Below are 25,289 nucleotides of genomic sequence, written 5' to 3'. Positions count from 1 at the left end.
TTTATGCTGGATTTTCGTCAAAATTCTGTCCCCATTCGGATGGGTTTCTGCGCCATTGATTCAGTATATCCACATCACTTTGTGCAATAAAACTGTTTTCAGCAGCGTATTGTATCAGGGTATTATAATTTGATAAGGTTGCAAAACGACATTTGGCTTCTTTGAAATTCTCTTCGGCCAGATCAAAGCCATAAGTGAAGATCGAAACCAGACCTGCAACAGATAATCCTGCATTTTTCAAGGCATGTACTGCCTGTAAGCTGCTTTTTCCGGTAGAAACTAAATCTTCTACCACTACTACGCGCTGACCTTCGATGATTTCTCCTTCAATCAGACTGCCAGTTCCATGTTCTTTAGCTTTCGCTCTTACATAAACAAAAGGCAATCCTAATTCCTGAGCAACCAGCACACCTTGCGGGATACCTGCAGTAGCAACTCCGGCAATTACATCCACAGAACCAAATTCTTCCTGTATCAGTTGCGTAAGTTTCTGTCTGATGTATGTTCGTACTGACGGATGGGAAAGGGTCACCCTATTATCACAATAAATTGGAGATTTCCAGCCTGATGCCCAGGTAAAGGGGTTATTCGGCTGTAATTTTATTGCTTTAATTTGAAGTAAAAATTCAGCTACCTTTAATTCAATATCACTTTTATTATACATGCTCCAAAATTACTCAAAATAATACCTTAATTCTAGAAAGGATTTGTCCTTTTTTTGCCACCAATTGATACTCAATGTGATAATTAGAAAAGATTAGGATTTAGAGCCTGTTTAAAATGAGCAGACGAATTTTAAACAGGCTCTAAAAGTAAATAATAAGCGATTCCTCTTTGTATCGTATAGAATTTTTATACTTTTATTTCCTGAACTAAAGTTGAAAATCGAATTTTCATACTTAGTAATGTAAATATCAGGCCAATGAAAACTTATAGAATTTATATAAACGATAATACACTACTGATCACGAATAAAAGCTGGTCACAAACAGAACCTGTTGAGCATCTGGAAGAAAACGGATTTAACTTTGAAACTTTCTACGAAGGTTTAAATAAATTCTCTGCAAAACAATATGAATTAGTTACTGATGATCCCAAATCACTTTTTCAACAAATAAAAGGAGGTTTAACAGTGATCAAAGCCGCTGGTGGACTGGTGATGAATGCGAAGGACGAATACCTGTTTATTTTCAGAAATAAAAAATGGGATTTGCCAAAAGGTAAAGTAGAAAAAGGAGAAGGGCTTAAAGAAGCAGGTAAACGGGAAGTTGAAGAAGAATGTGGCGTGAAAATCCTGACGAATGATGAAAAGTTATGTAAAACCTATCATATCTATGAAATGGGAACAAAACTGGTTCTGAAGAGAACTAACTGGTACAAAATGACTGTTAAAGGGTCACCTAAGCTCATCCCGCAAAAAGAAGAAGGCATCACTAAAGCGGAATGGCTTGCAGCTTCAGATCTGAAGCCTGTTCTTAAAAACACCTACCCTTCGATCGTCGACGTACTGAAAGCAGGCAAACTCATCAAAGAGAAAAGTACTAAAGAAAAAACAAAGCTTCCTTAGGAAGAAAAGGCGTTACATCACCATGGTTACGGAGAATATCCCGTACTATGGTGGAGCTGATAGCGGAATATTCAGGTTTACTCAGAATAAATATGGTCTCAGCAGTTGGCATCATTGTTTGATTAATCTGTGCAATAGCTCTTTCATATTCGAAATCGGCTACTGAACGGATACCACGTATCATATAAGTAGCATGAATTTTTTTACAGAAATCTACTGTTAAACCCTCATAAGACTGGACCTCCACATTATGATAATTTGCAAACACTGCTTTTACAATTTCCATCCGGACATCGCCTGACAGAAAACTTTGTTTGGAACTATTCAATCCTATACCTACAATTACTTTATCAAACAAAGGCAGGGCACGCTTCAGAATATCGGCATGTGCAATGGTCAGTGGGTCAAATGAACCCGGAAACAGGGCTATTTTCATAGTCTAGGGAGTATAGTTGAAAAAGCTGAAAGAAGAATTCCCATATCTGCGGGTTTCTGTATATCCAGGCTGATCTTTTAATTTTAATAAGGATGGATGTTCTACGACCAGTAAACCGTTCTCAGTCAGTAGTTTGTTTTTGGCAACCAGCTGTGGGATCATGGGTATATTGTTCAGATCATAAGGAGGGTCGGCGAAAATAATCTGGTAGCGTTTTGTATGTTGCTCCAGGAACTTGAACACATCAGCTTTCTGCAATTGTATTTCATTCAGTTCGTATCTCTCAATAACAGATTTGATCCAATAGATACAACCCGAATGTTTATCTACCGCGGTCACTTCCTGGATTCCCCTTGAAGCGAACTCGATACTGATATTCCCGGTGCCACAAAATAGATCCAGGACTTTGCAGCTATCAAAATCATAAGTATTATAAAGAATATTGAAAAGTGCCTCCTTGGCCATATCTGTTGTAGGTCTTACTGGGAGACTGGCAGGCGCACTCATGCGGATACCTTTTAATTTACCGCCGATTATACGCATAGGTCAAGAGCTAATAGGCTGCTGTAATAATGTGCAGGCATATCATCTAAGATAGCATGATCAATATCACCAGCAGGGGGAAGGTTAAAATGGATGTGGTTGAAATATTTATGCAGGCAGGTATGGTAACCATCGTGCTGATGAATAATTCCACTGACTAGTACAGGTAGGTTTTTGGCGTCCAGTTGTAATTCCTGGATTAATAAAAGCAGGAAATAATTGAACTCTTCCGGATTTTCGGTCTGAAAGGTATTCTGGAAACGCATTTTTCCTTCATCCAGTAATAAGGCATTAAAAGAGCCGGTTGTGAAATCCAGTAATAAAGCAGTGTGCTCAATGCCTGATCCCAGTGCTAAAACCGGTGCATTCTGCTCGTAGCGTGCAGCACTGGCTAAAAAAGTATTTAAGGTCTGTTCTGCAAATTTCTCAAGGTTGAAAACAGAGGTAAAGCCAAACCGGGCAAAAGAGCGTGTATACAATGTATCTGATTGCTCTTCATTAAAAAAATTGGCATAGGCATTTAAATCCTGGGTGCAGAAGAATTCATTTGGAACGGCAATAGTATTTGGCGTGTATACAGATACCTTTATTTCCCGGAAAGGAAGATTCAGATAGCTGTCTTTTTTTAAGACAGTAGCCAGTTCAACATTGATATCCTCACATTCCTGCTGATCAAAAACGGCCTTTAACTGTTTGCTGTGTTTGTCAATTATAGCATAAGAAAAACTATCGCCAGTAATTTTTAACAACAAATTACAGTCTGAGGCAGTATTAGGATCAAATTCCGGATCCACTAATAAAATGCTGTTTTTACTATTGTTCATCTTAGCAAAATTAATTCTTTTTTCTATAACCACACCATTGCATATTTGTAAAATGGATAAAGCCTCAATAATAGCTCAGTCTTATCAATTTCAACCTACTGCGGAACAGCTTGTTTTCTGCAGTCAGATGGCTGAATTTTTAGCTGGAGAGCTGGATAACAGGTGTTTCATTCTCAGAGGATACGCCGGTACGGGTAAAACTACTTCGGTTGCGGCCTTAGTCAGCGTTTTGCCTAAATTTAAGATAAGGTCGGTTTTACTTGCTCCAACGGGACGTGCAGCTAAGGTGATGACCAGTTATTCGGGCAGGACAGCCTTAACCATTCACAAAAAGATTTATAGAAAACGCTCTGCTGTATCTACGGATATGTCTTTTCAGCTCGCTCCGAATCTTGCGGAACATACTTTATTTATCATAGATGAAGCTTCTATGATTGCAGATGAGTGGAATACCCGGAACGGTTCATCTTTTCTAAAGGATGTGATGGAGTTTATTTACAATGGAAAGAACTGTGCTGTACTTTTTGTTGGGGATACCGCACAATTACCACCAGTAGGCAGCCTGGATTCACCTGCATTGAATAAAGCTTATGTAGCGCAGAACTTTGGATTAAAGGTCTATGAAACTGAACTTCGTGAAGTGGTCCGCCAGGGAAGGGAATCAGGTATCCTGGCCAATGCTTCCATGCTGCGTGATCTGATCAATACACATATTTCGACTATAGCTGAAGGAAGCGGTGATGAAAAGATGGCCCTCCCTCAGTTCTTTACTAAGGGGTATAAGGATATTTTCAGAATGACAGGTGTTAAACTGGTAGAAGGCCTGGAATATGCTTACCGGAAATTTGATATTGAAAATTCGCTGGTTGTATGCCGTTCCAATAAATCAGCAAATGTCTACAATCAGCAGATCAGAGCCAGGTTATTATATCGTGAAGAGGAACTCACCGGAGGGGATCAGATTATGGTGGTTCGTAATAATTATTTCTGGTTGCCTGATAATGAAGCAACTTCTTTTATTGCCAATGGCGATATGGCGAGGATTGTCAGGGTCAGGAATGAAGAAGAAAGGTATGGGTTTCGTTTTTCGGAAGTGCAGGTGGAATTTATGGATTATCCTGATGCAGGACAGATCACTTGTAAGGTGATGCTGGATACTTTGCAGGCTGAAACACCTAATTTGTCTTATGAAGACAGTAAAAAATTATTTGAAGGGGTGGCAGAAGATTATGAGCATATAACAAACAAACGGGAACGGATGCTGGCCATTAAGGAAGATCCTTATTATAACGCCCTGCAAATTAAATTTGCTTATGCCGTAACCTGTCACAAGGCACAGGGGGGGCAATGGGATGCCGTATTTGTAGACCAGGGATACCTGACCGAAGAAATGATTGACCTGGAGTTTCTGCGTTGGTTATATACCGCGATTACCAGAGCCAAACAACAGTTGTTTCTGGTAAATTTCGCGCAGAATTTATTCCGTGATCCTTCCGATGGGCAGTTCCAGGACTAAAAAGGACAACTTAGTGCTGTCCTGCGTCGCTTGTATCGCGTTTTCTGAAGAAAGAAAAATATACCGCGAAAGCAGCGATAATAAAGCTTAAAACAAGAACAATGATTGTAACTTCTTTATTTCCTAAAACTGTGCAAATAGTCATATTATTTTTTTTGGTGAAGGTAATAAATATAAATTGTTACCTGGTTATTAAAAATACAAAATGAGCAATCTGACGGACAGTTTGGGGAATAAAATCGCTGCTAAATTATTGATTATGATCTAGTTCACTATTCCGAATTTTTCCTCAATTGCCTTCCCTATAGGGGCAACGGGTAAGATTACAGAATGATTAGTTTGGATTAAAACCTTCCATTCACCGCTGTGTCTGCTCCTTGTGATTTCAAAAGAACCCTTGTTGTGCACTATTTTGTAAAGGTTGATAGTGGTAATAGGTTGCAGTACACTGTACACATCTTCTTCGATATTGACTTTTAGACTTCTCATAGGTTTGAGTTAATAGAAATGATTATGGTAACATTATACAGGAATCTTGCCATGATCAGATTTCTTAACATAGAGTTACAGGATATTAGTCTTAATTTATGCACTTTTGTTACGAATAGATGATTATGATATAAGTATTTATTCTTTCTGGAATTACCGGAAAAAATGTTAAGCAATTATAAAACTAAAAATATAAATTGAGATTCTTTCATCTTTGCATCTTATTGATGGCCTTAAACTTACATTCTTTTGCTCAGCCAGCATTTATTGTAAGAGAGCATAAGAAATATTACATAAAAGTAAATCCAGATACCTATCAGGTCACCTTTAGTGGCGAAGATGGTACGATTTATAAGGGGACGCCCGATCTGAATTCCCTGGATTATAATAAAGTTTTTGACAGGGCTATTTTACAGAAAGGAAAAGTCCCTCCTGCCAGACAACCATTTGCTAAAATAGCTGTTCATCATGTTCCTGGTAATTTTACTTTAGTTGGTACTGGCTCGGGAACGCTGATGCTTGATGTTTTAAAAAATCAGCAGATCAGGATCAAACCAGGGAATTATAGTTATATCAATATTAAAAAGGCTGATCATGTGAAGATAGATGCGACGGGAGTGAAGCTGACTGGTGGAAAACTGGATGTGGAAGATGGTTTGAACCAGGTAGAGATCTGGGGCCTGACTATCGAAAACCAAGAGGGTAAGGGAATAGAGATCTCAGGATTTAGCAATGATGTTTACCTTCATGATATGGTATTCAGGAATATCACTGATTTTGTGATCAGTTACCGTTATAATGGAATTTACGATGGCACACCTGCTTCGGCATCCAAAAATTTCAAATTTGAAAGATTGCATGGGGAGCATATCAGCAGACTATTTTCTACTGACGGAGGGTTTAGTGAGGCAGGGATTATCAATCTGATGGAAGGATTTAAAATGATTTCCTGTAAAGTGAAAAACAGTCCTGATCTGGGAAGCGTGGTCTGGATAGCTGCGGGGCAGGATTATGAAATTGCTGATAATGTGGTTGATCAGGTAAATGTCGGCCTGACAGATGGTAAGGCTGCTTCTGGTAATCATAATGGGATATGGCATATAGTTGGTAATGGTTCATTTCACGATAATAAAGTGACCAATCACCAGGGAAACGCTATCCGAGCCTGGCTGATCAGTTATGGTTCTGAGATGAAAACAGTCAGCATATACAATAACAAAGTCTGGCAAAGTTATAAATACGGAGCTTTTGAGGTTCAGGCCACACCCGAAATTCAGGAATACCTGGCGAAATATCCTCGCAGGGTATCTCCGGCAAAGACTAAAGTATATAACAATACAGTTGGGAGTCTGAATACCTCCAGAGAGTGGGAAGGCCAGCTGCTGGATCTTTATAACACTTTAGGCCCGGTTGAATATTATAATAACCTGGGTTTTGAGTTGAACAGACCAAATCAGAAAACAACCGATATGATTAATTATAATGGCTCTGGTACTACGTTTAAAAGTTATGGAAATATATATAAGGCGTCATCTAATCAGGCTGTTGCCGATAAAATAAATTTCCACTCTTTATTTAAGGGCGTCGGTGCCCCTTAGAATATATAAAATTTATACTCAATCATGAAAAAGAAAATCTACTTCCTGCTGCTGCTTTTATCAGGTTTTAGTATCAGTTATGCACAGCAAACAAGAGAAAACTCCTTTAAGGTAATTCCGCTGGGGGTTAAAGGAGGATTGGACGAAAGCAATTTGTCATCCTATATGATAGCTCCAGCCGGGAGTAATAATTTCATCTGTGCTGATGCAGGAACGATCAGACACGGGCTCGATGTTGCTATTAAAAATCAACTTTTTAAAGGCCCTGCTGATGAAGTTTTGAAAAATAACATCAAAGGGTACCTGGTTTCGCATGCTCACCTGGATCATGTAGCAGGTCTGATTATGAATTCTCCCGACGATTCAGCCAAAAATATTTATGCACTTCCTTCGGTCATTGAGGTTTTGAGAGCTCAATATTTTACATGGAAAGCGTGGGCTAATTTTGCCAATGAGGGCGAGGCACCACGCTTGAATAAATATACCTATGTTCATCTGGAAGAGAAGGTGAAAATAGACCTCAAAGGAACCGAAATGCAGGTTGTTCCTTTTATTTTAAGTCATGGACCTGCTTATGAAAGTACCGCTTTTTTAATCAGCCATCAGGACGCGGCATTGTTGTATCTGGGAGATACTGGTGCGGACGAAATAGAGAAAAATACGCAGTTGGAAAAACTATGGAAAGAGATAGCCCCTCTGATAGTTAAAAATCAACTGAAAGCTATTTTTATTGAAACTTCATTTTCCAATAAGCAGCCGGAATCTCAGCTATTCGGACACTTAACACCGAAACTGCTGATGACCGAATTAACAAAACTAAGTAAGCTGACCGGAATCAGTGCTTTGCAAAAAGTGTCAGTTGTAATTACGCATATGAAAGCCTGGGATAAGGAAGAGTTATATCTGGTTAATGAACTTAAGAAAACAAATACCATGGGTTTGAAACTGGTCTTCCCGGAACAAGGTAAAGCATTGATGTTTTAAATCAAATAAGCGCAGGCCTTAGCCTGCGCTTATTTGATTAGTTACCCCAAAAATGATCTTCATGAGCTACATCGGATGAAAAGACTTCGGCACCGATGATCTTACCATCTTCTACAGTATACACATCGATATTATCTACTTCCAGTATTTTACCCGATGGTTCGGTAGCTTTCCATTCCAGCAGACAGGCTACCCGGTTTCCAGTAACAGTTATTGATTTAACATCAGTTAACCTGATCGTATTTGCCGATAATTCAAACATTTTGCCAACCATCTGGAAAACTTCCCCACTTGATTTTTTTAATCCTGAAAGCTGGTTGTTTCCTGGCTGGATCCATTCTACATCAGCATGTAATAACTGACCTAATTTTTCTGTGTTTACTTCTTTTACTGCATTCAGGAATTCAGTAACTACTTGTTTAGCTTGATTTTTCATATTCTTATAATTTGTTTTTTGAATTGTTGTTAAACAAATATCCTCTTAAAAGAGGGGGGATAGCTTACCTTAAAGCGACAGAGAATTACCATTTTACGCCAATCTTCTTTTTGCTCCGCAGATACGATTATCTTAGTACCAGATAATTAAAAATCATGGAAGATCAGCTTAAGAAACTGGTATTGGGTTTAATAGGTTATGCGGTACAAAGAGATATACCAGCTGATACCTTATGCCGTTTATCAAATATTACTATGGATGGCTTACTGGATGATAGCTCACCACTCAGTCAGAAACAGCTCAGTGATCTCTGGCTTAATGTAATTCATTTAAGTAAGGATCAGTTGTTCGGATTGCATTTTGGCGAGTCTTTACAGCTCTCTGCATTGGGTATAGTAGGTGAAATTATTAAGACGAGCGAAACAGTAGGTCAGGCATTAACTGTTGCTGCCTCTTTGACCCATCTGATTACAACAGCTTTTAAATTAGAAGTGCAGCAACGGCAGCAGGATTTTATAGTCCGGTTCGTACCGCTTCTGACTGACTGGGAAGAATCAGTTTCAGCAGTACAGACACTTGATTTGCTGATGGTATTTGTGATCCATGAACTTGATGGGCTGATGCTTAAAAAGATAAAGCCTTTGGCTGTCAGTTATACGGCGACAATAGCTGATATGGATGAATTTGAACGGGTGATGCGCTGTTGTCCGGAGACCAGTGTCGTTGAAAATGCCATTGTATTTGATCTCAGTTATTGGAATGAACAGATTATTACGGCTAATTATGAATTGCAGCATATATTGTTGCAGAAAATAACTCCGAAGCTGGATATGCCAGCTCTGGAAAAACAAACATTACACAGCCGTATTACGAACTATCTGCTGGCTAATTCTTATCTGGGCATAGTTTCACTGGAGGATATTGCATCGAATTTTAATGTGAGCGCACGCACTTTACAACGTAAATTAAAAGAAGAAGGAATCAACTTTCAGCAACTGGCCGATGATGTCCGTAAGACATTAGCGATCAATTATCTGAAAGAAGGGACTTATCCCGTTAAGGAAATTTCTTATCTGTTAGGCTACAATGAACTGAGTGCATTCACGCGGACTTTTAAGCGCTGGACAGGGATTACGCCAGGCAGTTATCAGAAAAACTATAACTGATTAATGGTTTCTGCCCAGCTCATCTGCATTTCCTGTTTCACGGGTTTTACTTTTTGTTTGTTTATTTCCGAAACGGTAGCTCAGACTTAATTGCGCATATCTGTTGATTTGAAAATTGGTGAATTTCTGTTTAATCCCATTTACATAGGTGGTTACATTCGTTGCGCTGCTTTTGAAAACATCATTTACATTCAGCGTGATATTCAGGTTCTTCTGAAAGGCCAGGGCCGTTAATCCAAGATCCAGTTTATAACTTGTACCAGATCTTCCGATATGATCAATTTCGGGAAACTGGTACCAGAAGTTTGCCGCTGCGGCAAAGGTTTTATCCTCATTGAAATAAACAGTATTGCTGGTCGATAAATAAAGGCCATAACCCTTGATATTATTGAAACTACTGTTGTCTGAATAGGCGTTGGTATGAAAAAAAGTAGCTTGGTTGTTGTTTTCGAGCCATTTAACCAGTTTTAAAGAATAACTTTCCGTAAGGCCATACCGATAGGTTTTGATAAAATTAAGTGGTGTTGTATAAACCAGATTGGTGTCAGGCCTGGCAATTGTTACACTGTTAAATCCATTATCGGTGATGTTTAAAAAGAGGGCAGATGTCAGGTTATTCCGGTAAGTATGTGATAATTCGAAGTTGTTATTGTATTCTGGCTGAAGGTAGGGATTACCCTGTCCGTAGCTATAAGCTGTATAAAGTGATTTAAATGGGTTCAGGTTCCAGAAGGACGGTCGGTTGATCCGTTTCCCGTAAGTGAATGAAAAACTATCATCCTGGCCAGCCTGATAACTGATCAGCAGGGAAGGGAACAGTTTAACATAATTGTTGTTTGTCGTTTGATTGATAGTATAGGAATACCCTTTGGTTTGTGTGATCTCTGCTCTCAGTCCGGCCTGATATTTCCATTTATTTTTCTCCTGACTGATATTTGCATACAGGGATTGTGTGTTTTCACGGTAGTCAAATTCATTACTGAGATTGGTATCATATATCAGGTCTTTATCATTGATCTTTTTATAATAAAAGGCATTACTGTAATTATTGATAAAACTTAATTTACCGCCAAATGCTAATGCACCGTATCGGGTAGGTAGTTCTGCATCTGCCTTAAATGTGTATATATTGATATTTTGTTTGTTTGTGTCAAAATAGCGTGTGTCATTCACTGGTGTAGAATTTCCCGGCAGGTAACTGTTACTCTCAAAATCTGAGCGGTCAGTCCGGTAGTAATTATAATAATCGGCATTCAGCAAAAGCTTCTTGCCGGTAGTATCAAAATTAATAACCGTGTGCATATTGACCGAATTACTATTGGCTATCGGATGATAGGTTGCATAGGTTTTTAAGGTAGAGTCGAGTTTCCCCGAACTGTTATAAATTGGATTATTCACGTGGTCAGAACCGTCGTAAACATTACGTCCTCCCAGATAAGAGAAACCTATACTGGTTTTCGGACTGAGTTTATAATCAGCTCCAGCAATCAGATTGATATTTTTATAAGTATAATTTCCGGTGTCCGACTGGAGCCAGGTTTGTTTAGGATAATAGATATCAGTTCGGAATCCTTCCAGATGATGGTCCTGATCTAAATTCAGATTACCATAAACTGATAATTTTTCTGAGTTGTAATAAAGGTTTGCACCCCCGTTAAGCGCATAATAATTACTTGTGCCATAAATTGTCTTCTGATCATGAATCCAGCGTTTGGCATTAAATTGTACGTTCCCGGAATAACCTTGTTTTTTACTTTGTTTAGTGACAATATTGATGATTCCCGCATTCCCGTCAGCATCATAACTGGCTGAAGGATTTTTAATGAGTTCTATTTTTGAAATCTGACTGGCAGACATCGATTTCAGATAACGCATCAGGTCAAGACCGGTAAGCTGCACAAGCTGTCCGTTAATCGTTACTTTAAGCTGTCCTTTCCCTGCACTGCTGATTTCATTGTTACTCACCTTCACGCCTGGTACCTGACTCACTGCTGTCAGTCCATCCGTTCCGGTGGCAGTAATACTGCTGGATACATTGTAGGTCAGCTTCTCTTTATTATTAGTCAGCATGGCCTTAGTTGCAGTAACTGTTACTTCATTGAGTTGTTTTTCAGCAGGAATCAGTTGGAGTTTGATTAAAGTGTCAGCCTGAAGAGAAAGAATGAGGTTTACGGGCTGAAATCCGGTATAGGAACTGTTGAGCTGATATTGACCAGGTTTTATTTGATTAAAGCTAAAAAAACCTGCACTATCTGTGGTCATCGTCTGTACCTGATGACTGGCTAAATTGGACAAGGTAACTCCCGCATAGGGTAAGGGGAGATTCAAATTATCGTGTACAGTACCTGAAAGTTTAAACTGAGCTGAAAGACTGCCATTGATTAGCAGTAGGAGTGCAATCGTAATTAGAGATTTCAATAGAATTTATATTTGGGGAAGCTATAAATGTATAAAAAAAAGGAGGGAGATACAACTTCAGCGATAAGGATGTTACAGATAAGCAATGTTTTTTGTTAACAGTAATTAACATGCTTGGTTAAAGAGTGTTAAATTGGGGAAAACATTTCCTTTTGTACTTATTTTTAAGTCATGAAAGTAAATTATAAACAAATTCTGCCTCTGTTTATGTTGCTGACAATTTTCACCGGCGTCAGGGCACAGTCGCAAAAGATGTTGAATGGAGTGATTTTTCAGGTGGGTACTAAAACGAGAGTAGGTGGAGCCGCCGTTTACAATAAAAGAACGGGGTACACCAATACGACTAATAATTTTGGTTTGTTTGATATATTGGCCCAGACGGGTGATACACTAACGATTACGCATAGCGGTTACCAGGACAAAGAGTTGATTGTAAGTAGCTTTAGCAACCTGGTGGTTTATCTCCGGCCTTCAGTTAATCAACTTGATGAAGTGAAAATTACTAGTCAGTCTGTAAAGCAGGGATTGAAAGAAACTGAAGCAGGTTATCGGGATAAGGGAATCTTTTATAAGGGAAAACCTCCTTTAGGTCTGCTGTCCCCAATAGGGGGCAGTCCGTTAACGTATTTATATGAACGTTTTAGTAAAGACGGGAAAAGAGCAAGAAGACTGAGTGAACTTTCCGCAAGAGAAGTGGCTTATAGTGATGTATCAGCCCGGTTCAATAATACGGTCATCAAAAATATTGTTCCGATTAAGGAGAAAGACCTCGAGGATTTTAAAACGGCGTACTGGCCTGATGCGGAACAGTTGAAGAAATGGGCAGATTACGACCTGCATGGTTATATCAAAAAGTCGTTTGAAGAATTCAAAAAAGGGAAGGATTATTAATCTGATAAACCAGGCTCTGCGGCTGACCAGGTACATCGTCCAGTGTTCCTGATAAGAGCATGCCAGTTTTTTCCAGTACTTTTATCGAGGTCGTATTCTGAGGTCGTACTACTGCGTAAACTGCGGGTTGATGGAGTTGATGGAACGCATAATCCAGACTGGCAAGGGCTAATTCTGTGGCATATCCTTTTCCCCATGCATCGACTGCAAAGCGATAACCAAGGTTCAGGCGTTCTGCAATACCATAATTTTTCAAGGAGAGTCCGCCAAATCCTATAACCAGGTCCGGATTTTCTTTGGTCGTAATTGCCCACATACCAAAGTTGTTTGTATCCCAGTGTGTTATCCAGCGATGTAATACTTCAGCAGCTTTTTCCAGGTCGGCCAATGGCCCGGATGGATTACTCAGGTTCGTCCGGGGATCTCCGTAAATCTCAAAAAGACTATTTAAATCATTATTGTCTGGCCGTTTGAGTAGTAATCTTTCAGTCTCTGACATATTTTGTATTTTGCGGATTCTTATCAGGCAAGTTAAAAAATGTCCATTAAAAAAAAGTTACTGCATATCATATTTTACAATATACTTGCTTATAGTTTATTGTCTGTTTTTATCTTTTTCTGGTTGGTTTATACCATAAAGGGCAGTAATAAGATGTTTGGCCTTTTTGTTGTTTTCTATACCGGGAGTTGTTTGTTCGCTATATTGAATGCGACCATATTTTCTTGTCTGATATTTTTCAATTTAAAGGAGAAAATCAGAGATAATTATCTTTTATCCTTTCTTAGCTTTATCATACCCCCTTTTATCATAGCTGGTATTTTTATGATTAATGATTACGGAAAACAAGGAAATCAGGTTAATCAATACTTTTATACCGGGATTTTATTCCATGCCGGACTGATGGTTTTGCAATTTTTCTTTTTCAGGAATTACCTGAAACAACTATCGTCTGGTACTGTTTAATTCTAACATCTATAAAACAATTATGTGCCAATGAAAAATTTATTATTCCTGTTACTGTTTACCATTGGGGTCTGTCATGCCCAGGAAAAGAAAACCCCGGTTGAATTGAAAAGGTTCAGCTGGACTGGGACGATCAATAAAAAGATCCCGGTTGACCTCGATTTCACAGTTTCTGGTCTTACTGTGATAGGAGAGATACACTATTTAAATACCAAATCTCACTTACCTATAAAGATTATTGGAAGCAAGGATGCGGAGGACAAATATACTTTATGCGAATTTGGAAAGGATGGAAATATAAGCGGTGTGCTTTATGGAAAACTGAATGGAGATAAGTTTGAAGGAGAGTGGAGTTCTACAAAGTCTGATGGAGTATATCCTCTCAGCCTGATTTTAAAAGACAACAGACAGGTCAAACAGGTTGTTTTCCCGGCAACTGATATTACCGGAAAATATAATTATCAATATGGAGAAAAAGGATATCAGGGTGGAATCACCATTAAGAAACTCCGGGGTAATACTTATGGATATGAAATTGGTTCGGTAACCAGCGATCCTGGGAGGAATATGGCAGATGCATCTGGGACTGCTGTTTTAAAGAATAACGAAATGATTATTGAGGTTAATAAGAGTTGCAGATTCAAGGTTACTTTTTTCAATGGATTCCTGGTGATTGGTTCTGATGATGAATTGGGAGGTTGTGAATTTGGTTTTAATGCAACGTTATCCGGGACCTATCTTAAACTAAAAAACTAAGGATGAAATATATATATTGGGTAGTACTATTAGCGGGGTTTATTTCTCTGGTAGCTTATTGTAATCATGCAGCTGAAAAACGTATGGAGATCATTGATCGCGTCATGCAAAATGATCTTGTAATCAGAGGGAAACTTGTAGATACAAAGACCTCTTCCAATCATAGTTTTGGTATCCTTTTATTGAATGTCGATAGTGTAAAGACGGGTAAGTTCAGAGATACAGTGCTAGAACACGGGAGATATCCATATAAAATTAAGGATGGGAAGGCGGAGATATACCTTCATGTTCCTTATGGAATTCAAAAAGGAGATCAGGTGATTATTGATTCTGATAAAAAGACTGCATTCTATCATTATAGCAGAGGCAATAAAGTTTATACTGGTGATCTGGGAGTTGTGGTAGACCCTTATGATATCGATTATGTAAAGGAAAATACAATATTTAAACATTGATCCATCAGCGTTTAAGTATTGGAAAATGCTACTTTTTGACGGGAGTAAATTAAGACGGATAACAGAAAACCAATAAACACAGCTGTCATACTAAAAGGAAAGATATATAACATTCCAAAATGACTGGCTACACCTCCTACTAAGGGACCGGTTAGGCCGAGTGATAAATCAATAAACAGACCATAACCACCAAGTGCGGCACCCTTATTAGAGGCGGGGACGAGTTTTACCGCTTCTACGCCTAAAGCCGGGAAAATCAGGGAGAAACCCAGTCCGGTAATCCCTGCACCAATCAGGGCCAGGTGAGGGACATTCGCCATCCACAGGATGAATAAACCTATTGATTCGAGGGCAAGACAGGCCATGGCTGTTTTCATTCCGCCATATAATTCTATAGAGCGGCCAAAAATAATGCGGCCAAGGATAAACAGTAAGCTGAAAACAGATAAACATAGAACAGCACCTGTCCAGTTTAAGGAAGCATAATATAAAGTGATAAAGGTAGAAATGGTACCAAAGCCAAGACCTCCAAGAGCGAGACACATTCCATAAGGTGCCACTGTTTTGAGTACCTGAAGAAAAGGTTTTCGAGGTTCTTTGGTATTTCCTTTCAAAGCGATTTTGCTTTTGGCATAGAAGAAACCAATGATCCCTACAAGGACAATCAGAATGCCTATACTGCCAATTCCATAAGCATTGTGAAGAATGACTCCTAAAGGCGCACCAACTGCAAGAGCACCATAACTGGCAATACCATTAAAAGAAATTGCTTTCCCGGTATGTTCATCTCCAACAGCAAGAATAGCCCAGTTAACAGGGCTTGCGCCAATCAGGCCTTCTCCAAAACCAGTGATTAACCTGGTTAAGATCAGCATCCCCAGGCTCAGTACCGGTGTGCTTCTCAGCATATAGGAGGCAACCAGTAAAATACCACTTATGGCAAAACCGATCATCCCCAATAAAACAGCTGGTTTAGGCCCTTTTTTATCTACAATATTACCGGCATAGCCCCTGAAGAGAAAAGTAGTGACATATTGTAAACTGATAACGATACCAGCAATCATTGCACTATAACCCAATTGCTGATGAATGAAAACCGGCAAGACAGCCAGTGATAAACCTATGGTAAAGTAGCCTAGAAAAGTGAAAGTAACGAACCCTGTTATTGTTAAACGAATCTTTGAGGAAGAAGAATCCGCAATTGTATCTGTTTGCATAATATATAAATCTCAACTGATTTTTGAGATGGTGCTGCAAATTTAAGGGGTTTTTAAGGCGTAGGGAGGTTAGTGGGGCAAAGAATTACTTTGAGATGAAATTAACCGGTAAATATGACATTGGTTTAATTTGATGCAGTTATGGATAAAGCCTGAAAAGTAAGAATGTAACCCAGTTATTTATTCATAATTATCAGGGTTTGTTCGTGTTTTTGGAAAAGGTTAATGACAGGTGTTTGGTGGTCAGATTGTTGAGCAGTGAGCCAATGATAATCAGTGATAACCCAGTCATTGAGATTAATTTTTCAGCAGGGAAAGCGAACCGGTTTAACAGAAGCAGTCCACACCCACATAAACTGATGAAAAATGGCAGGTAGCCTTTTGTTCTGATTTTTTTAAAAAGTAACAGTAAATGTACACCCATGAAACCAATCAATATTGGTAACAACCAGGGTAAATAGGGGATTTGAGCAAGGCCGATACTGCTGAACATACTCATATATACCGCCCAGCATAAGGGACATTTTGGGAAAAATGCAATCAGGATACTCATCATGGCTGATGGGATTGCTTTTACAGTCTTTGTGACACCATTTATGGTTTTATGTGTATTATTAATAACAATAGGTTCAGTATTACAGTTGCAAGAGCTTGTCTCTGTTTTGTCTGACATGTTATTTATAGTTTCGATAGTGTCTGATAAGTGAGTATATAAATCTCATTTATTTAATGATGTTTTTTTAAAGTGTAATCACTTGATTCTGAAACCAAGTAGTTTTACTTGGTTTCAGGGGGACAGTTGCCTGTGTTTTTTAATAAATTGCAGGTCATTTGTTAATAATTATATGTCTCTTCTCCCTTCTGAAAACAAACTCTTTCCAAAGCTTTCCGTTATCTTCTTTCTATTTGTCTGCTATTCAGGGAATACTTATGCACAAGCTACATTTGAGATGGTAATTCCTAAACAGAAGATCCATAATAGTTCGTACGATAAGATCAGGTTTCTTGATTCCAGAACAGACACAGGTTCGATGGGAACAGTTCAGGTAGGGATGCTTAACCGAAGAGCTCAAGTGGTTGTTAATCGTCCTTTAAAAGAGCAGATCATAGCTGTTTTTAATGCGTTGATTGATTCTTCGGCCAGAACAGGTACGCTAATATTCCAGTTGCGTCAGCTTAGTTTTGCAGAGACAACTACAGCGATGAAGGAAACCGGATATTGTTATATAAGAGCTAAATTGTACAGGGCAAACGAAGACAGCTATGCTGAGGTTGGTAAACTGGATACATTGATTTCATTCAATGCGATGGATGTAACCCGGCGTTTATTTAAAGAAGGAAATGGAATGCTTACTAAATTCATTGCTGATCATATGATTTCAACTGAATCGAGTGGTTCGCCTGTTAGTGACCGTGATATTATTCAAATTGATAGTGTAGAAAAAAGCAAAATTAATCTTTATACAACTCCAAAATATACTGACGGTCTTTATGTAAATTATGCTTCGTTTAAAGCGCAGACCCCAGACTACATAGACGTGTCATATTCCTTTAAAGACGATTTTATTACTCAGGCAGAGGTTAAAGATAATCAAGGGCAGGGGGTTGAACTGAAAGAATCCTATGCTTTGGTGTATAAGGGAAAACCTTACATTTTAACTGACTATGGAATTTACCCATTAAGAAGAGAAGGTGATACTTTTTGTTTTATAGGAATTCTAATGGCCCGTGATTTTTCGAATACCGGATATTTTGAGGTGAAGCTTGATCATCTCAATGGAGTATTTATATCTTACCGGCAGATAGGGAAAAAGGAACTGAAACTGAAGATAAAATCTGGTGAAATTCCTCCTCCACGGAATTATCCGGATTATTCGCATGACGATTACTAATCCGGAAGCGAGCCCCTTAGCTAAACAAAAAAAGCGCCCTTGTTTGGGCGCTTTTTTTGTTTATTTCATAGCTAATTGCTGTTCATCCGCTTCGGCTATCTGCTTGTAAAATGTATTGAAGGCCTTAACCTTGTCTAATGGCACCAGGTCACTTTTTAATACAAAATTGCGCTTCAAAGAAATCTTGTTTCCAATTTGCTGGCTTTCCAGACTAAAGTCTATAAATTCATTAGAGATGTGAATGTCTTTAGGCAGTTGTACTAAACTTTTGTCAGCGGGTAATTCTAAAATTAACTGTTGTTTAGATTCATCCATGACAAATATCTGTGTAAGGTCAATGCCGAATTTTCTTTCAGGCAAAACTTGCAGATTGGCTGCAGAAACTTTGGTAGACCACGGTAGAGAAAAGATCATCATACCCGCCACAGGTTTGCTTACATTGATCAGTTTATACGAAGAGGCTGTACCCAGGGTATCGGATCTCGCTTTCTTAGCATCAAGATTTGTGAAACTGAGTTTATAGACCTCGTTTTCCGGATAAGATGAACTCAATTGTTCCTTCATCTTCTTTAACTGGTCTTTATTGCTAAGATCTGTAAATACCGAACGCAGATAGCTGACTGCTGATCCTGTATTCTGATTAGTCTCGGTAACGAGCATATCTGCATTTTCTATTTTGACAACTGTTTGATACGTTAATGTATTCCGGCCTCTTATTGTCGGATTAAACTTGATCAGTTCATTGGATTTTTTGTCAATAGGAAGTACATTCGAGTTGATAAAGCCATTATTGAATGTATTAAATGGCAGGTTTCCTGAAGTAAGCTCTACCCAGTAATCCTGATTATTTATGGTCGTTTTTGCAATACAGTGATTAAAATCTATACTTGGTAAAGGCAAGGTGTTCTGACCGTTATCCCGGGTACTCACTAAGGCCAGTGTTGCATCTATACCAGCTTCTTTACACATGGTCACAAAAAGAGTGGAGACGTCTTTACAATCACCAATACGCGTATTAATCACAGTAGCCGGATTTTGAGGGATTACCCCGTTTTGTCTGAATGGTACTGAACTATAAGCAATATTGCGTGTGATATAGCTGTAAATCATTTTGATTTTTGTCAGCTGATCCAGGTCTTTCTGATTAGCAAACAGATCTCTTACAACTGATTTTACCTCATAGCTGGTACGTGCTTTAGCTGTTGCAATATTGTTATACCAGTCTGCCACAAACTGCCAGCTGGGAATCGAAGAGATATACAGTTTATTAACTACATCTTCTGAAGGAGGCATTTTGTCTTCATACAATAAAGCCTTTTGGTTTCCCTGCTGCCAAACGTATAAATCAAATTCATCCTTTTTACTTTTTACAGGTGCAATAGGGCTTTGCGAGAATACGTATTTGAATGGCTTATCGTGATGTATCAGTAAAGCGTATTTTTTATTCACATAGGACAAACCATAGCTGAAATAAAAGGAATCTGAAAAGTGGGAGGCCATTTGTCCATCAGAATAATTTTCAATGGTATATCTAAGGTTGATCGCATCACCGACCTCAAGATTTGTAAATACAATACGATTTTCATTTTGTTCCGCGGGCACTTTTGTTCCATTTGCTTTAATCACTTCAGCAACCTCAACATTGAAGTTTTGATCACTGTTGTAAGGAATGGTGTATTCTGTAAGGGATTCCAGTCCTTTTTGAGTAAGAGCTTTAGTAATATTGAAATGTTTTTCTTCTGACCCACCATTTTCATAGACTACTTTCTGTACCTCTCTGTCTAAAACAAGTACTTGATCATCAGGGTAATCAGATGCTTTTGGGGCAGCACCGATGATAGCTTTAACATCTGGCTGGGCAAAGTAATCAAAAACAGCTTTTTTATCCTGTAATCTTCTTAACGACTGGATAGCATCATAATTATTTGGACTGATCTGAAGTGTTTTATTGTAAGCTTCAATGCTTTTTGCTTTTTGTTTAGCTGCGCTATATAACTGCCCCATTGAATTATAGGTGTCCGCATGATTAGGATCAATTTGTAAGGCCTGCAAATACACCTTTTCTGCACTATCATATTGCTGTAGTTTGTAGTATTGGGCTGCCAGGTCAGTATATACGCCAAATGATATAGGATCATTTTTTATTTCATCTTTGTAGATAGTCAGGCCTTTTTCGCTTTCTCCCTTGTCAAAATAAAGCTGCGCTAAATATTTAGCGGAAGAATAATCATCATTACCGGCAACGTATTTCTCAACAATTTCAATGGCATTAGGGTTTTTTCTGATCTCCTTCTCAATACCATACTTTATACCTACGATGTCTGCTGAGTTTGGAAACAGGGGATATGATTTGTCTCCTAATGAAATTACCTCCTGCTGGTTTTTGAGTTTTCCGGCTACTGTTATTTTTTTCAGATAGATATCATCAGCCTCGCCATATATTTTTTCCAGTTTTGCGATGGTGGCCGTTGCTTTATTGTAATCTTTCTGGTTAAGGCATTCATTGTAAGTGAGTTCAAGCGCATATGAACTTTCCGGGTCATTTGCTTTGATTGCTTCCTGGAGGGTCTCAATGCCAGTTCTGTTGCCTGCTTTTGAAAACAGTTCGATAAGCATTGTGTTCAGGTAGGTACTTTTAGGAAATTGTTGTTTTAGTTTTTCCAGCAAACTGCGGCATTCAAATATATTACCTTGTCTGAGATAAAGTCTGGCCAGCATCAACTGATTTAAATAATTGTCCGGATGTTTTTCTAATTCCGTTTCAAAATAATTGAAGGCTGCAGGTTTTATTTGAGTAGATACATAGGCTGTTTCTTTAGTGTAGTTTTGAGGTGAAGAACTTGTTGTAATATTGGTTAAAGGGTGTCCTTTTTCATCGGTTAAACGGATCATGAAATTAGATCTGCCGGCATAACTTTCACCCACCTGGATGAGGATCCTATTATATCCCTCATTTAATTTAATAGAGTTAATGTAGGAATCAAGGTCATTATTTCTTTCTTCAGCTTCACTGAGGATAAGCTGGTCATTTACCCAGACTTTGATTGAACCTGAAACTCCGGTTCTCAATTCTGCAGTCATATTTGCCGGGCTTTTTACAAAAGTCTGCGCAAACTGGATGGAGTTTTTATAACTGTTGTAGTAAGAAAAATCGAACCATTTATCAAGCCGGGTATAAGGTACTTCTCTCCAGCCAAACTGACGGTTCCGTTTTCCGGAAAAGTTTGCATTAAGTTCGGGATGATTAATAACGTCATATGATTTATCAAATCCACTTGTAGAGATATTTTCATACTCGCCTGTGATTAACCAGTTTTCAAGTTCCCCAATCTGACCATAAGCTTTTCTGGCCATTTCATAGTTCTTGTTTTGCTGGTAGTGTTTTCCTGCGAGAGACAAAGCCATTGCTGATAAGGTGCCGTCAATATCCTTTCTTTGTGAAAGACTGTTGTAGAATGTCATTTGCTCTGGTGATTTCCTGTAACCTGAGTAATTTGCCGGGCTTCCCCATAAAGCAAACAGATAAGGCTCCGGGGTTTTTGATGTCGTGTAGAATTTATCCAGATAGGTAAATGCCTCCTTATCTGGTCTGTCCATCTCTGAAATGAGACATAACCCTATGTTCGCATCATCAAGTGTTTTTGGATTTTTAGCGAGTTGTAAAAATAAATTACGGGATGTCTGACGGTCATTTTGCAGGAACTTACTCCATGCATTGTCAACGGTAACCTGTGCGTTTAATTTTAGAGAAAAGAATAGAAAGAGGATTAAAAGAGATTTAATTTTCATTTAGTCAGTGCTTGAATTTATTGGTATTATATTCAATAATATAAAAAAAAGATGTTATTCATGGTAATTAAAATTAAGTATAGATGGAAAAAGAAAAGCAGGCTATTATAGCCTGCTTTTCTTTTCTGGAGCTGTGAGGGTAGATTGAGTATATAACTTCTTGCCATTGCCTGTAATAAGCAAAACACTTATTTTAATTGTATACGTGCCTGTAATTGGCCAATCTGAGCAAGAAACCTGGAGAAATTATCAAAGGCCCCGATTTTTGAAGTGGTGATGATTTCATAAACACCAGTTTCGGATTTGATTGTATACTCGGAGTAGTGGCAAATTGGAATTTGCCTGTTGTTATTGAACCGCCGGTCTGGACCGCCCTTCTTATTAAGGAATTTCCAGGTTTGTCCGACTACTACTGCATCATGTGGTACACTTTCATCTTCAATGAAACGGGTGATATTTCCTGATATAGTCAAATGCTGATAGAAAACAGCTGCAAACTGGTTACCCCGTTTAATCAGCAGCCTTTCTGGCAGGAAATACAGTTCTGTGTTCCTGAGCCTGATATAAGGGATGCTGACATTTGTGGTGAAAAATTTGATAGGTTTGCGATTAGCCGATATACCGCCAATTGGAATTCTTCTAATCAATTGACTTGCACCACCAGTTCGTTTATAATCAGAATTATTTGAAGCATGTAAATATTGCCAGGTACGGGATGAGCCTATTAATTCGGTGAAATGAGTAATAAATTTGTCATAGACCCCTTTGATGTTTTCATCCATTTCATAGTAAATTTCCATCTCAGATCTTTTCTTGTCTAAGCGGCCAGTCCATATATATAATATAATAAACCCTATAAACAGGAGTGCAGCCTGAATCCAGAAGTAATCATTGGAAATAGAGGTTTCTGTCTCGTCAATGCGGTCATTATGTATCTGACCAGTTACGGCCAGTTGCTTATTGATATAGCCTATAGTATCATGCATCTGGATCTTTAACCACTTACCATTGGATGAATCTAGCAGTGTAAATACCTCATCAACTTTTGCGGCTTTTACAACCTCACTTTTAGCTGTGGGTTCGCTTCGGATGTTTGCCCCAACGTAAGAAGTAATAGTAACTATTGATTTGTCTACAGCCGGCGATACAGGGGATGTCTTTGTACTGAATGAATTGAAAAAAAGCAATCCCAGTCCAATTAAAAAGGGGGCTGTAGCAAGCCAGAATTGTAGGGAATATTTCTGGGCCTTTTCTGTCAGCTCCCGGATAAAGTCTTTGGAATCTGTATCCGTGAGATTATCAATGTCGGCCGACGTTATCGTATGTACCCCGTTATAGATAGGTGGTAATTGTACTTGCGGAGATGGGTTCGGGGAAACTGTGGATGGTGCAATCTTTTTACGGTATTGGAGCCCATAGGCACTAAAGGTTACATAGGTGCCTCTTGGGCCGGTATTGATACGAGCGCCCTTAATACCTGTTGAATAACCTAGACCACTTTTAGAAATATTAACCCGAAAAAGACTATTCCCAAATGATTTTCTGAAGGAGAGTGCCATACTTGTTCTGAAGAATTTTGTTTGGCTAAAACTAGCAAATGGATATCAGGCCTCTTTACGGGTTTCCGTAATCAATAAAATGATATATTAAGGTTTTTAAATTTACTTCAGCCCCTGAAATATTTCGGCGGTTTTTTGTAGAACTTAGCGGGATAGAAGCGGGGTTTAACGGTGGTTTTTTGCTGTAACAAAATCTCGTGATGTTAATCTTATTGCTATAATTTCTATACACATGAACCTAAAGAACCTCTCAATAGCCATTCTTTTTCTTTGGCTGACACCTGAAATTTCTGTCGCTCAGGGATCAAATATGCCTGACAGAATAGATGTGTTTCTAAGAAATAAAATGCAGCAACTTCATATTCCTGCATTACAGATTGCAGTAGTCCGGGAAGGAAGAATTGTTAAGGATAATACCTACGGAATAGCAAACCTTGAAAATGGTATTAAGGCAACTAATGAAAGTATCTTTTCGGTAAATTCAATAACGAAGGCTTTTGTTGGGGTAGCAGTCATGCAATTAGTAGAGGAAGGTAAAGTTAAAATCACAGATCCTGTTTCTCTTTATATCGATAGCTTGCCAGTAACCTGGCAAAAAATCACTTTACAGCAAGTTTTAACACATACCTCAGGACTTCCGGACATAATGGATGCTGATGAGCAAGTTCTGGGACATGGGGATGAAAATCAGGCGATGCAAAAGGTAAAAGTGTTGCCTGTTGAGTTTAATGCAGGTGAAAAATTCAGTTATAATCAAACGGGTTATGTTTTACTTGGAAAAATAATCACCAAACTGAGTGGTATGCATTTTACTAAGTTTATAGAAGACAGACAATTTAAAGTCGCAGGAATGAAACTGACAAGGTTTGGTGACTCTTATGATGTAATACTTAATTATGCAGGTGCATATACCATGACCAAACAGGTTGGTGACCATTTCGTCAGAAATGGTACGCCAGGTGTTGGCTATATGCAGTTCCCCTTATTTTTCAGAACTGCTGCGGGTATATTATCTACCTCTACAGATATGGCTAACTGGGTTATTGCACTAAAAACCGGAAAGCTTTTAAAAGAGAAAACCAGTATTGAAACAATGTGGAGCCCGGCTGTATTAAATAATGGAAAAATAGGTGGCTTTAACAAGCTCACTAATGGTTACGCACTTGGATGGCCAACAGTCACCAGGGAACAACATCCTGCGGTTGGCCCGGTTGGTGGTGGTAGATCGGCATTATTCATTTATTTAAAGGATGATCTTTCCATCGTTATACTGACAAATCTGATGGGTGCTAATCCCGATAAATTCGTTGATGAAGTTGCTGGTTATTATATTCCTGAAATGCATGAGTCCAATGGGTTTGGTTTGCCGCTTTCCATCCAGAAATTGAGAGCTGAATTAATAAAGAAAGGCTTCGGTAAAGCAGGAATAGTAGTGGCTGGTTTAAAAAAGAAAGATCCATCTTTTAAGATCAATGAAAGTGAGCTTAATGGCTGGGGATATAATTTGTTAAGCCAAAAGAAGCTTTCTGAAGCATTATCAATTTTCAAACTTAACGTAGACTTATTTCCTGGAAGCGCAAATGCTTATGATAGTTTAGGAGAGATCCTTGAGCTCACTGATGACAAAGTAGCCGCACTACTGAATTATAAAAAATCATTGGAATTAAGTCCTGAAAATAAACATGCAGCGGATCGGGTGAGAATTCTGTCTGGAAATAATTAAAAACACTTTGTACAGGCTATATTGTAAATTCAACAAAACTTGATTAAAACACAGAAACCCGCTATT

General features: G+C 38.6%; 23 protein-coding genes. 11 read left to right on the top strand and 12 right to left on the bottom strand.

Annotation, left to right across the window (positions count from 1 at the left end; genetic code table 11):
- Position 1: 1 nt before the first annotated feature.
- Positions 2-664, bottom strand: coding sequence for an orotate phosphoribosyltransferase (pyrE, locus tag HDF25_RS10310; protein ID WP_184624675.1), 663 nt, complete (start codon positions 662-664; stop codon positions 2-4).
- A 258-nt stretch (positions 665-922) separates the two neighbouring features.
- Here pyrE and HDF25_RS10305 point away from each other — a divergent pair, with 258 nt between their 5' ends.
- Positions 923-1,567 (top strand): NUDIX hydrolase, encoded by a 645-nt coding sequence (locus HDF25_RS10305; RefSeq protein ID WP_184624674.1) that lies wholly within the window; start codon positions 923-925, stop codon positions 1,565-1,567.
- Here the strand turns inward: HDF25_RS10305 and coaD are convergent.
- Genes coaD through HDF25_RS10290 form a run of 3 tightly spaced genes read right to left on the bottom strand, consistent with a single transcriptional unit; the run spans position 1,542 to position 3,370 of the window.
- Positions 1,542-2,003, bottom strand: a complete 462-nt coding sequence (gene coaD / locus HDF25_RS10300) for a pantetheine-phosphate adenylyltransferase (RefSeq protein ID WP_184624673.1) — start codon at positions 2,001-2,003, stop codon at positions 1,542-1,544. The genes HDF25_RS10305 and coaD overlap by 26 nt on opposite strands.
- 3 nt (positions 2,004-2,006) lie before the next feature.
- On the bottom strand, positions 2,007-2,546 hold the full coding sequence (locus HDF25_RS10295) for an RsmD family RNA methyltransferase (RefSeq protein ID WP_184624672.1): 540 nt from the start codon (positions 2,544-2,546) through the stop codon (positions 2,007-2,009).
- Positions 2,537-3,370 (bottom strand): DUF3822 family protein, encoded by an 834-nt coding sequence (locus HDF25_RS10290; protein ID WP_184624671.1) that lies wholly within the window; start codon positions 3,368-3,370, stop codon positions 2,537-2,539. Before HDF25_RS10290 ends, HDF25_RS10295 begins: the two co-directional genes overlap by 10 nt.
- 52 nt (positions 3,371-3,422) lie before the next feature.
- Here HDF25_RS10290 and HDF25_RS10285 point away from each other — a divergent pair, with 52 nt between their 5' ends.
- On the top strand, positions 3,423-4,886 hold the full coding sequence (locus HDF25_RS10285; protein ID WP_184624670.1) for an AAA family ATPase: 1,464 nt from the start codon (positions 3,423-3,425) through the stop codon (positions 4,884-4,886).
- Positions 4,887-5,150: 264 nt separating this feature from the next.
- Here HDF25_RS10285 and HDF25_RS10280 read toward each other — a convergent pair whose 3' ends face one another.
- Positions 5,151-5,375 carry a hypothetical protein gene (locus HDF25_RS10280; RefSeq protein WP_184624669.1) on the bottom strand — a complete coding sequence of 75 codons (225 nt, stop codon included), beginning with the start codon at positions 5,373-5,375 and terminating at the stop codon, positions 5,151-5,153.
- Positions 5,376-5,602: 227 nt separating this feature from the next.
- Between HDF25_RS10280 and HDF25_RS10275 the strand changes: the two genes are divergently transcribed.
- Positions 5,603-6,973 carry a hypothetical protein gene (locus HDF25_RS10275; protein ID WP_184624668.1) on the top strand — a complete coding sequence of 457 codons (1,371 nt, stop codon included), beginning with the start codon at positions 5,603-5,605 and terminating at the stop codon, positions 6,971-6,973.
- A 24-nt stretch (positions 6,974-6,997) separates the two neighbouring features.
- Positions 6,998-7,957 (top strand): MBL fold metallo-hydrolase, encoded by a 960-nt coding sequence (locus HDF25_RS10270; protein WP_184624667.1) that lies wholly within the window; start codon positions 6,998-7,000, stop codon positions 7,955-7,957.
- A gap of 37 nt (positions 7,958-7,994) precedes the next feature.
- Here HDF25_RS10270 and HDF25_RS10265 read toward each other — a convergent pair whose 3' ends face one another.
- On the bottom strand, positions 7,995-8,393 hold the full coding sequence (locus HDF25_RS10265) for a nuclear transport factor 2 family protein (RefSeq protein WP_184624666.1): 399 nt from the start codon (positions 8,391-8,393) through the stop codon (positions 7,995-7,997).
- A gap of 155 nt (positions 8,394-8,548) precedes the next feature.
- On the opposite strand from HDF25_RS10265, the gene HDF25_RS10260 reads away from it, so the two are divergent.
- Positions 8,549-9,559 (top strand): AraC family transcriptional regulator, encoded by a 1,011-nt coding sequence (locus HDF25_RS10260; protein ID WP_184624665.1) that lies wholly within the window; start codon positions 8,549-8,551, stop codon positions 9,557-9,559.
- On the opposite strand, the gene HDF25_RS10255 is transcribed toward HDF25_RS10260, so the two are convergent.
- Positions 9,560-11,977 carry a TonB-dependent receptor domain-containing protein gene (locus tag HDF25_RS10255; protein ID WP_184624664.1) on the bottom strand — a complete coding sequence of 806 codons (2,418 nt, stop codon included), beginning with the start codon at positions 11,975-11,977 and terminating at the stop codon, positions 9,560-9,562.
- A 171-nt stretch (positions 11,978-12,148) separates the two neighbouring features.
- On the opposite strand from HDF25_RS10255, the gene HDF25_RS10250 reads away from it, so the two are divergent.
- A complete protein-coding gene (locus HDF25_RS10250) occupies positions 12,149-12,868 on the top strand; it encodes a hypothetical protein (protein ID WP_184624663.1) in 720 nt (239 codons plus the stop codon).
- On the opposite strand, the gene HDF25_RS10245 is transcribed toward HDF25_RS10250, so the two are convergent.
- Positions 12,846-13,367: a GNAT family N-acetyltransferase gene (locus tag HDF25_RS10245; protein ID WP_184624662.1), complete on the bottom strand. Its 522-nt coding sequence runs from the start codon at positions 13,365-13,367 to the stop codon at positions 12,846-12,848. The two genes, HDF25_RS10250 and HDF25_RS10245, sit on opposite strands and share 23 nt — an antisense overlap.
- A gap of 39 nt (positions 13,368-13,406) precedes the next feature.
- On the opposite strand from HDF25_RS10245, the gene HDF25_RS10240 reads away from it, so the two are divergent.
- From HDF25_RS10240 to HDF25_RS10230, 3 genes are read left to right on the top strand one after another with little or no spacing between them, the layout of a single operon-like run.
- Positions 13,407-13,832 carry a hypothetical protein gene (locus HDF25_RS10240; protein WP_184624661.1) on the top strand — a complete coding sequence of 142 codons (426 nt, stop codon included), beginning with the start codon at positions 13,407-13,409 and terminating at the stop codon, positions 13,830-13,832.
- Positions 13,833-13,862: 30 nt separating this feature from the next.
- Positions 13,863-14,588, top strand: coding sequence for a hypothetical protein (locus HDF25_RS10235; RefSeq protein ID WP_184624660.1), 726 nt, complete (start codon positions 13,863-13,865; stop codon positions 14,586-14,588).
- A 2-nt stretch (positions 14,589-14,590) separates the two neighbouring features.
- Positions 14,591-15,043, top strand: coding sequence for a hypothetical protein (locus HDF25_RS10230; RefSeq protein ID WP_184624659.1), 453 nt, complete (start codon positions 14,591-14,593; stop codon positions 15,041-15,043).
- An 11-nt stretch (positions 15,044-15,054) separates the two neighbouring features.
- On the opposite strand, the gene HDF25_RS10225 is transcribed toward HDF25_RS10230, so the two are convergent.
- Positions 15,055-16,260, bottom strand: coding sequence for an MFS transporter (locus HDF25_RS10225; protein ID WP_184624658.1), 1,206 nt, complete (start codon positions 16,258-16,260; stop codon positions 15,055-15,057).
- Positions 16,261-16,453: 193 nt separating this feature from the next.
- Positions 16,454-16,933 (bottom strand): hypothetical protein, encoded by a 480-nt coding sequence (locus HDF25_RS10220; protein ID WP_184624657.1) that lies wholly within the window; start codon positions 16,931-16,933, stop codon positions 16,454-16,456.
- Positions 16,934-17,105: 172 nt separating this feature from the next.
- Between HDF25_RS10220 and HDF25_RS10215 the strand changes: the two genes are divergently transcribed.
- Positions 17,106-18,152, top strand: coding sequence for a hypothetical protein (locus tag HDF25_RS10215; protein WP_184624656.1), 1,047 nt, complete (start codon positions 17,106-17,108; stop codon positions 18,150-18,152).
- Between the two features lie 60 nt (positions 18,153-18,212).
- Here HDF25_RS10215 and HDF25_RS10210 read toward each other — a convergent pair whose 3' ends face one another.
- The gene (locus HDF25_RS10210) at positions 18,213-21,941 is read right to left on the bottom strand and encodes a tetratricopeptide repeat protein (protein ID WP_184624655.1); all 3,729 of its coding nucleotides are present in this window, start codon (positions 21,939-21,941) and stop codon (positions 18,213-18,215) included.
- A gap of 188 nt (positions 21,942-22,129) precedes the next feature.
- On the bottom strand, positions 22,130-23,500 hold the full coding sequence (locus HDF25_RS10205) for a DUF4236 domain-containing protein (protein ID WP_184624654.1): 1,371 nt from the start codon (positions 23,498-23,500) through the stop codon (positions 22,130-22,132).
- 232 nt (positions 23,501-23,732) lie between these two features.
- On the opposite strand from HDF25_RS10205, the gene HDF25_RS10200 reads away from it, so the two are divergent.
- The gene (locus HDF25_RS10200) at positions 23,733-25,223 is read left to right on the top strand and encodes a serine hydrolase (RefSeq protein ID WP_184624653.1); all 1,491 of its coding nucleotides are present in this window, start codon (positions 23,733-23,735) and stop codon (positions 25,221-25,223) included.
- The last annotated feature ends 66 nt before the right edge of the window (positions 25,224-25,289 follow it).

This window comes from Pedobacter cryoconitis (assembly GCF_014207135.1).
Classification (GTDB): Bacteria; Bacteroidota; Bacteroidia; order Sphingobacteriales; family Sphingobacteriaceae; genus Pedobacter; species Pedobacter cryoconitis_D.
Note: the sequence above shows the minus strand (reverse complement) of the source record. Positions and strands in the feature narration are given on the sequence as shown.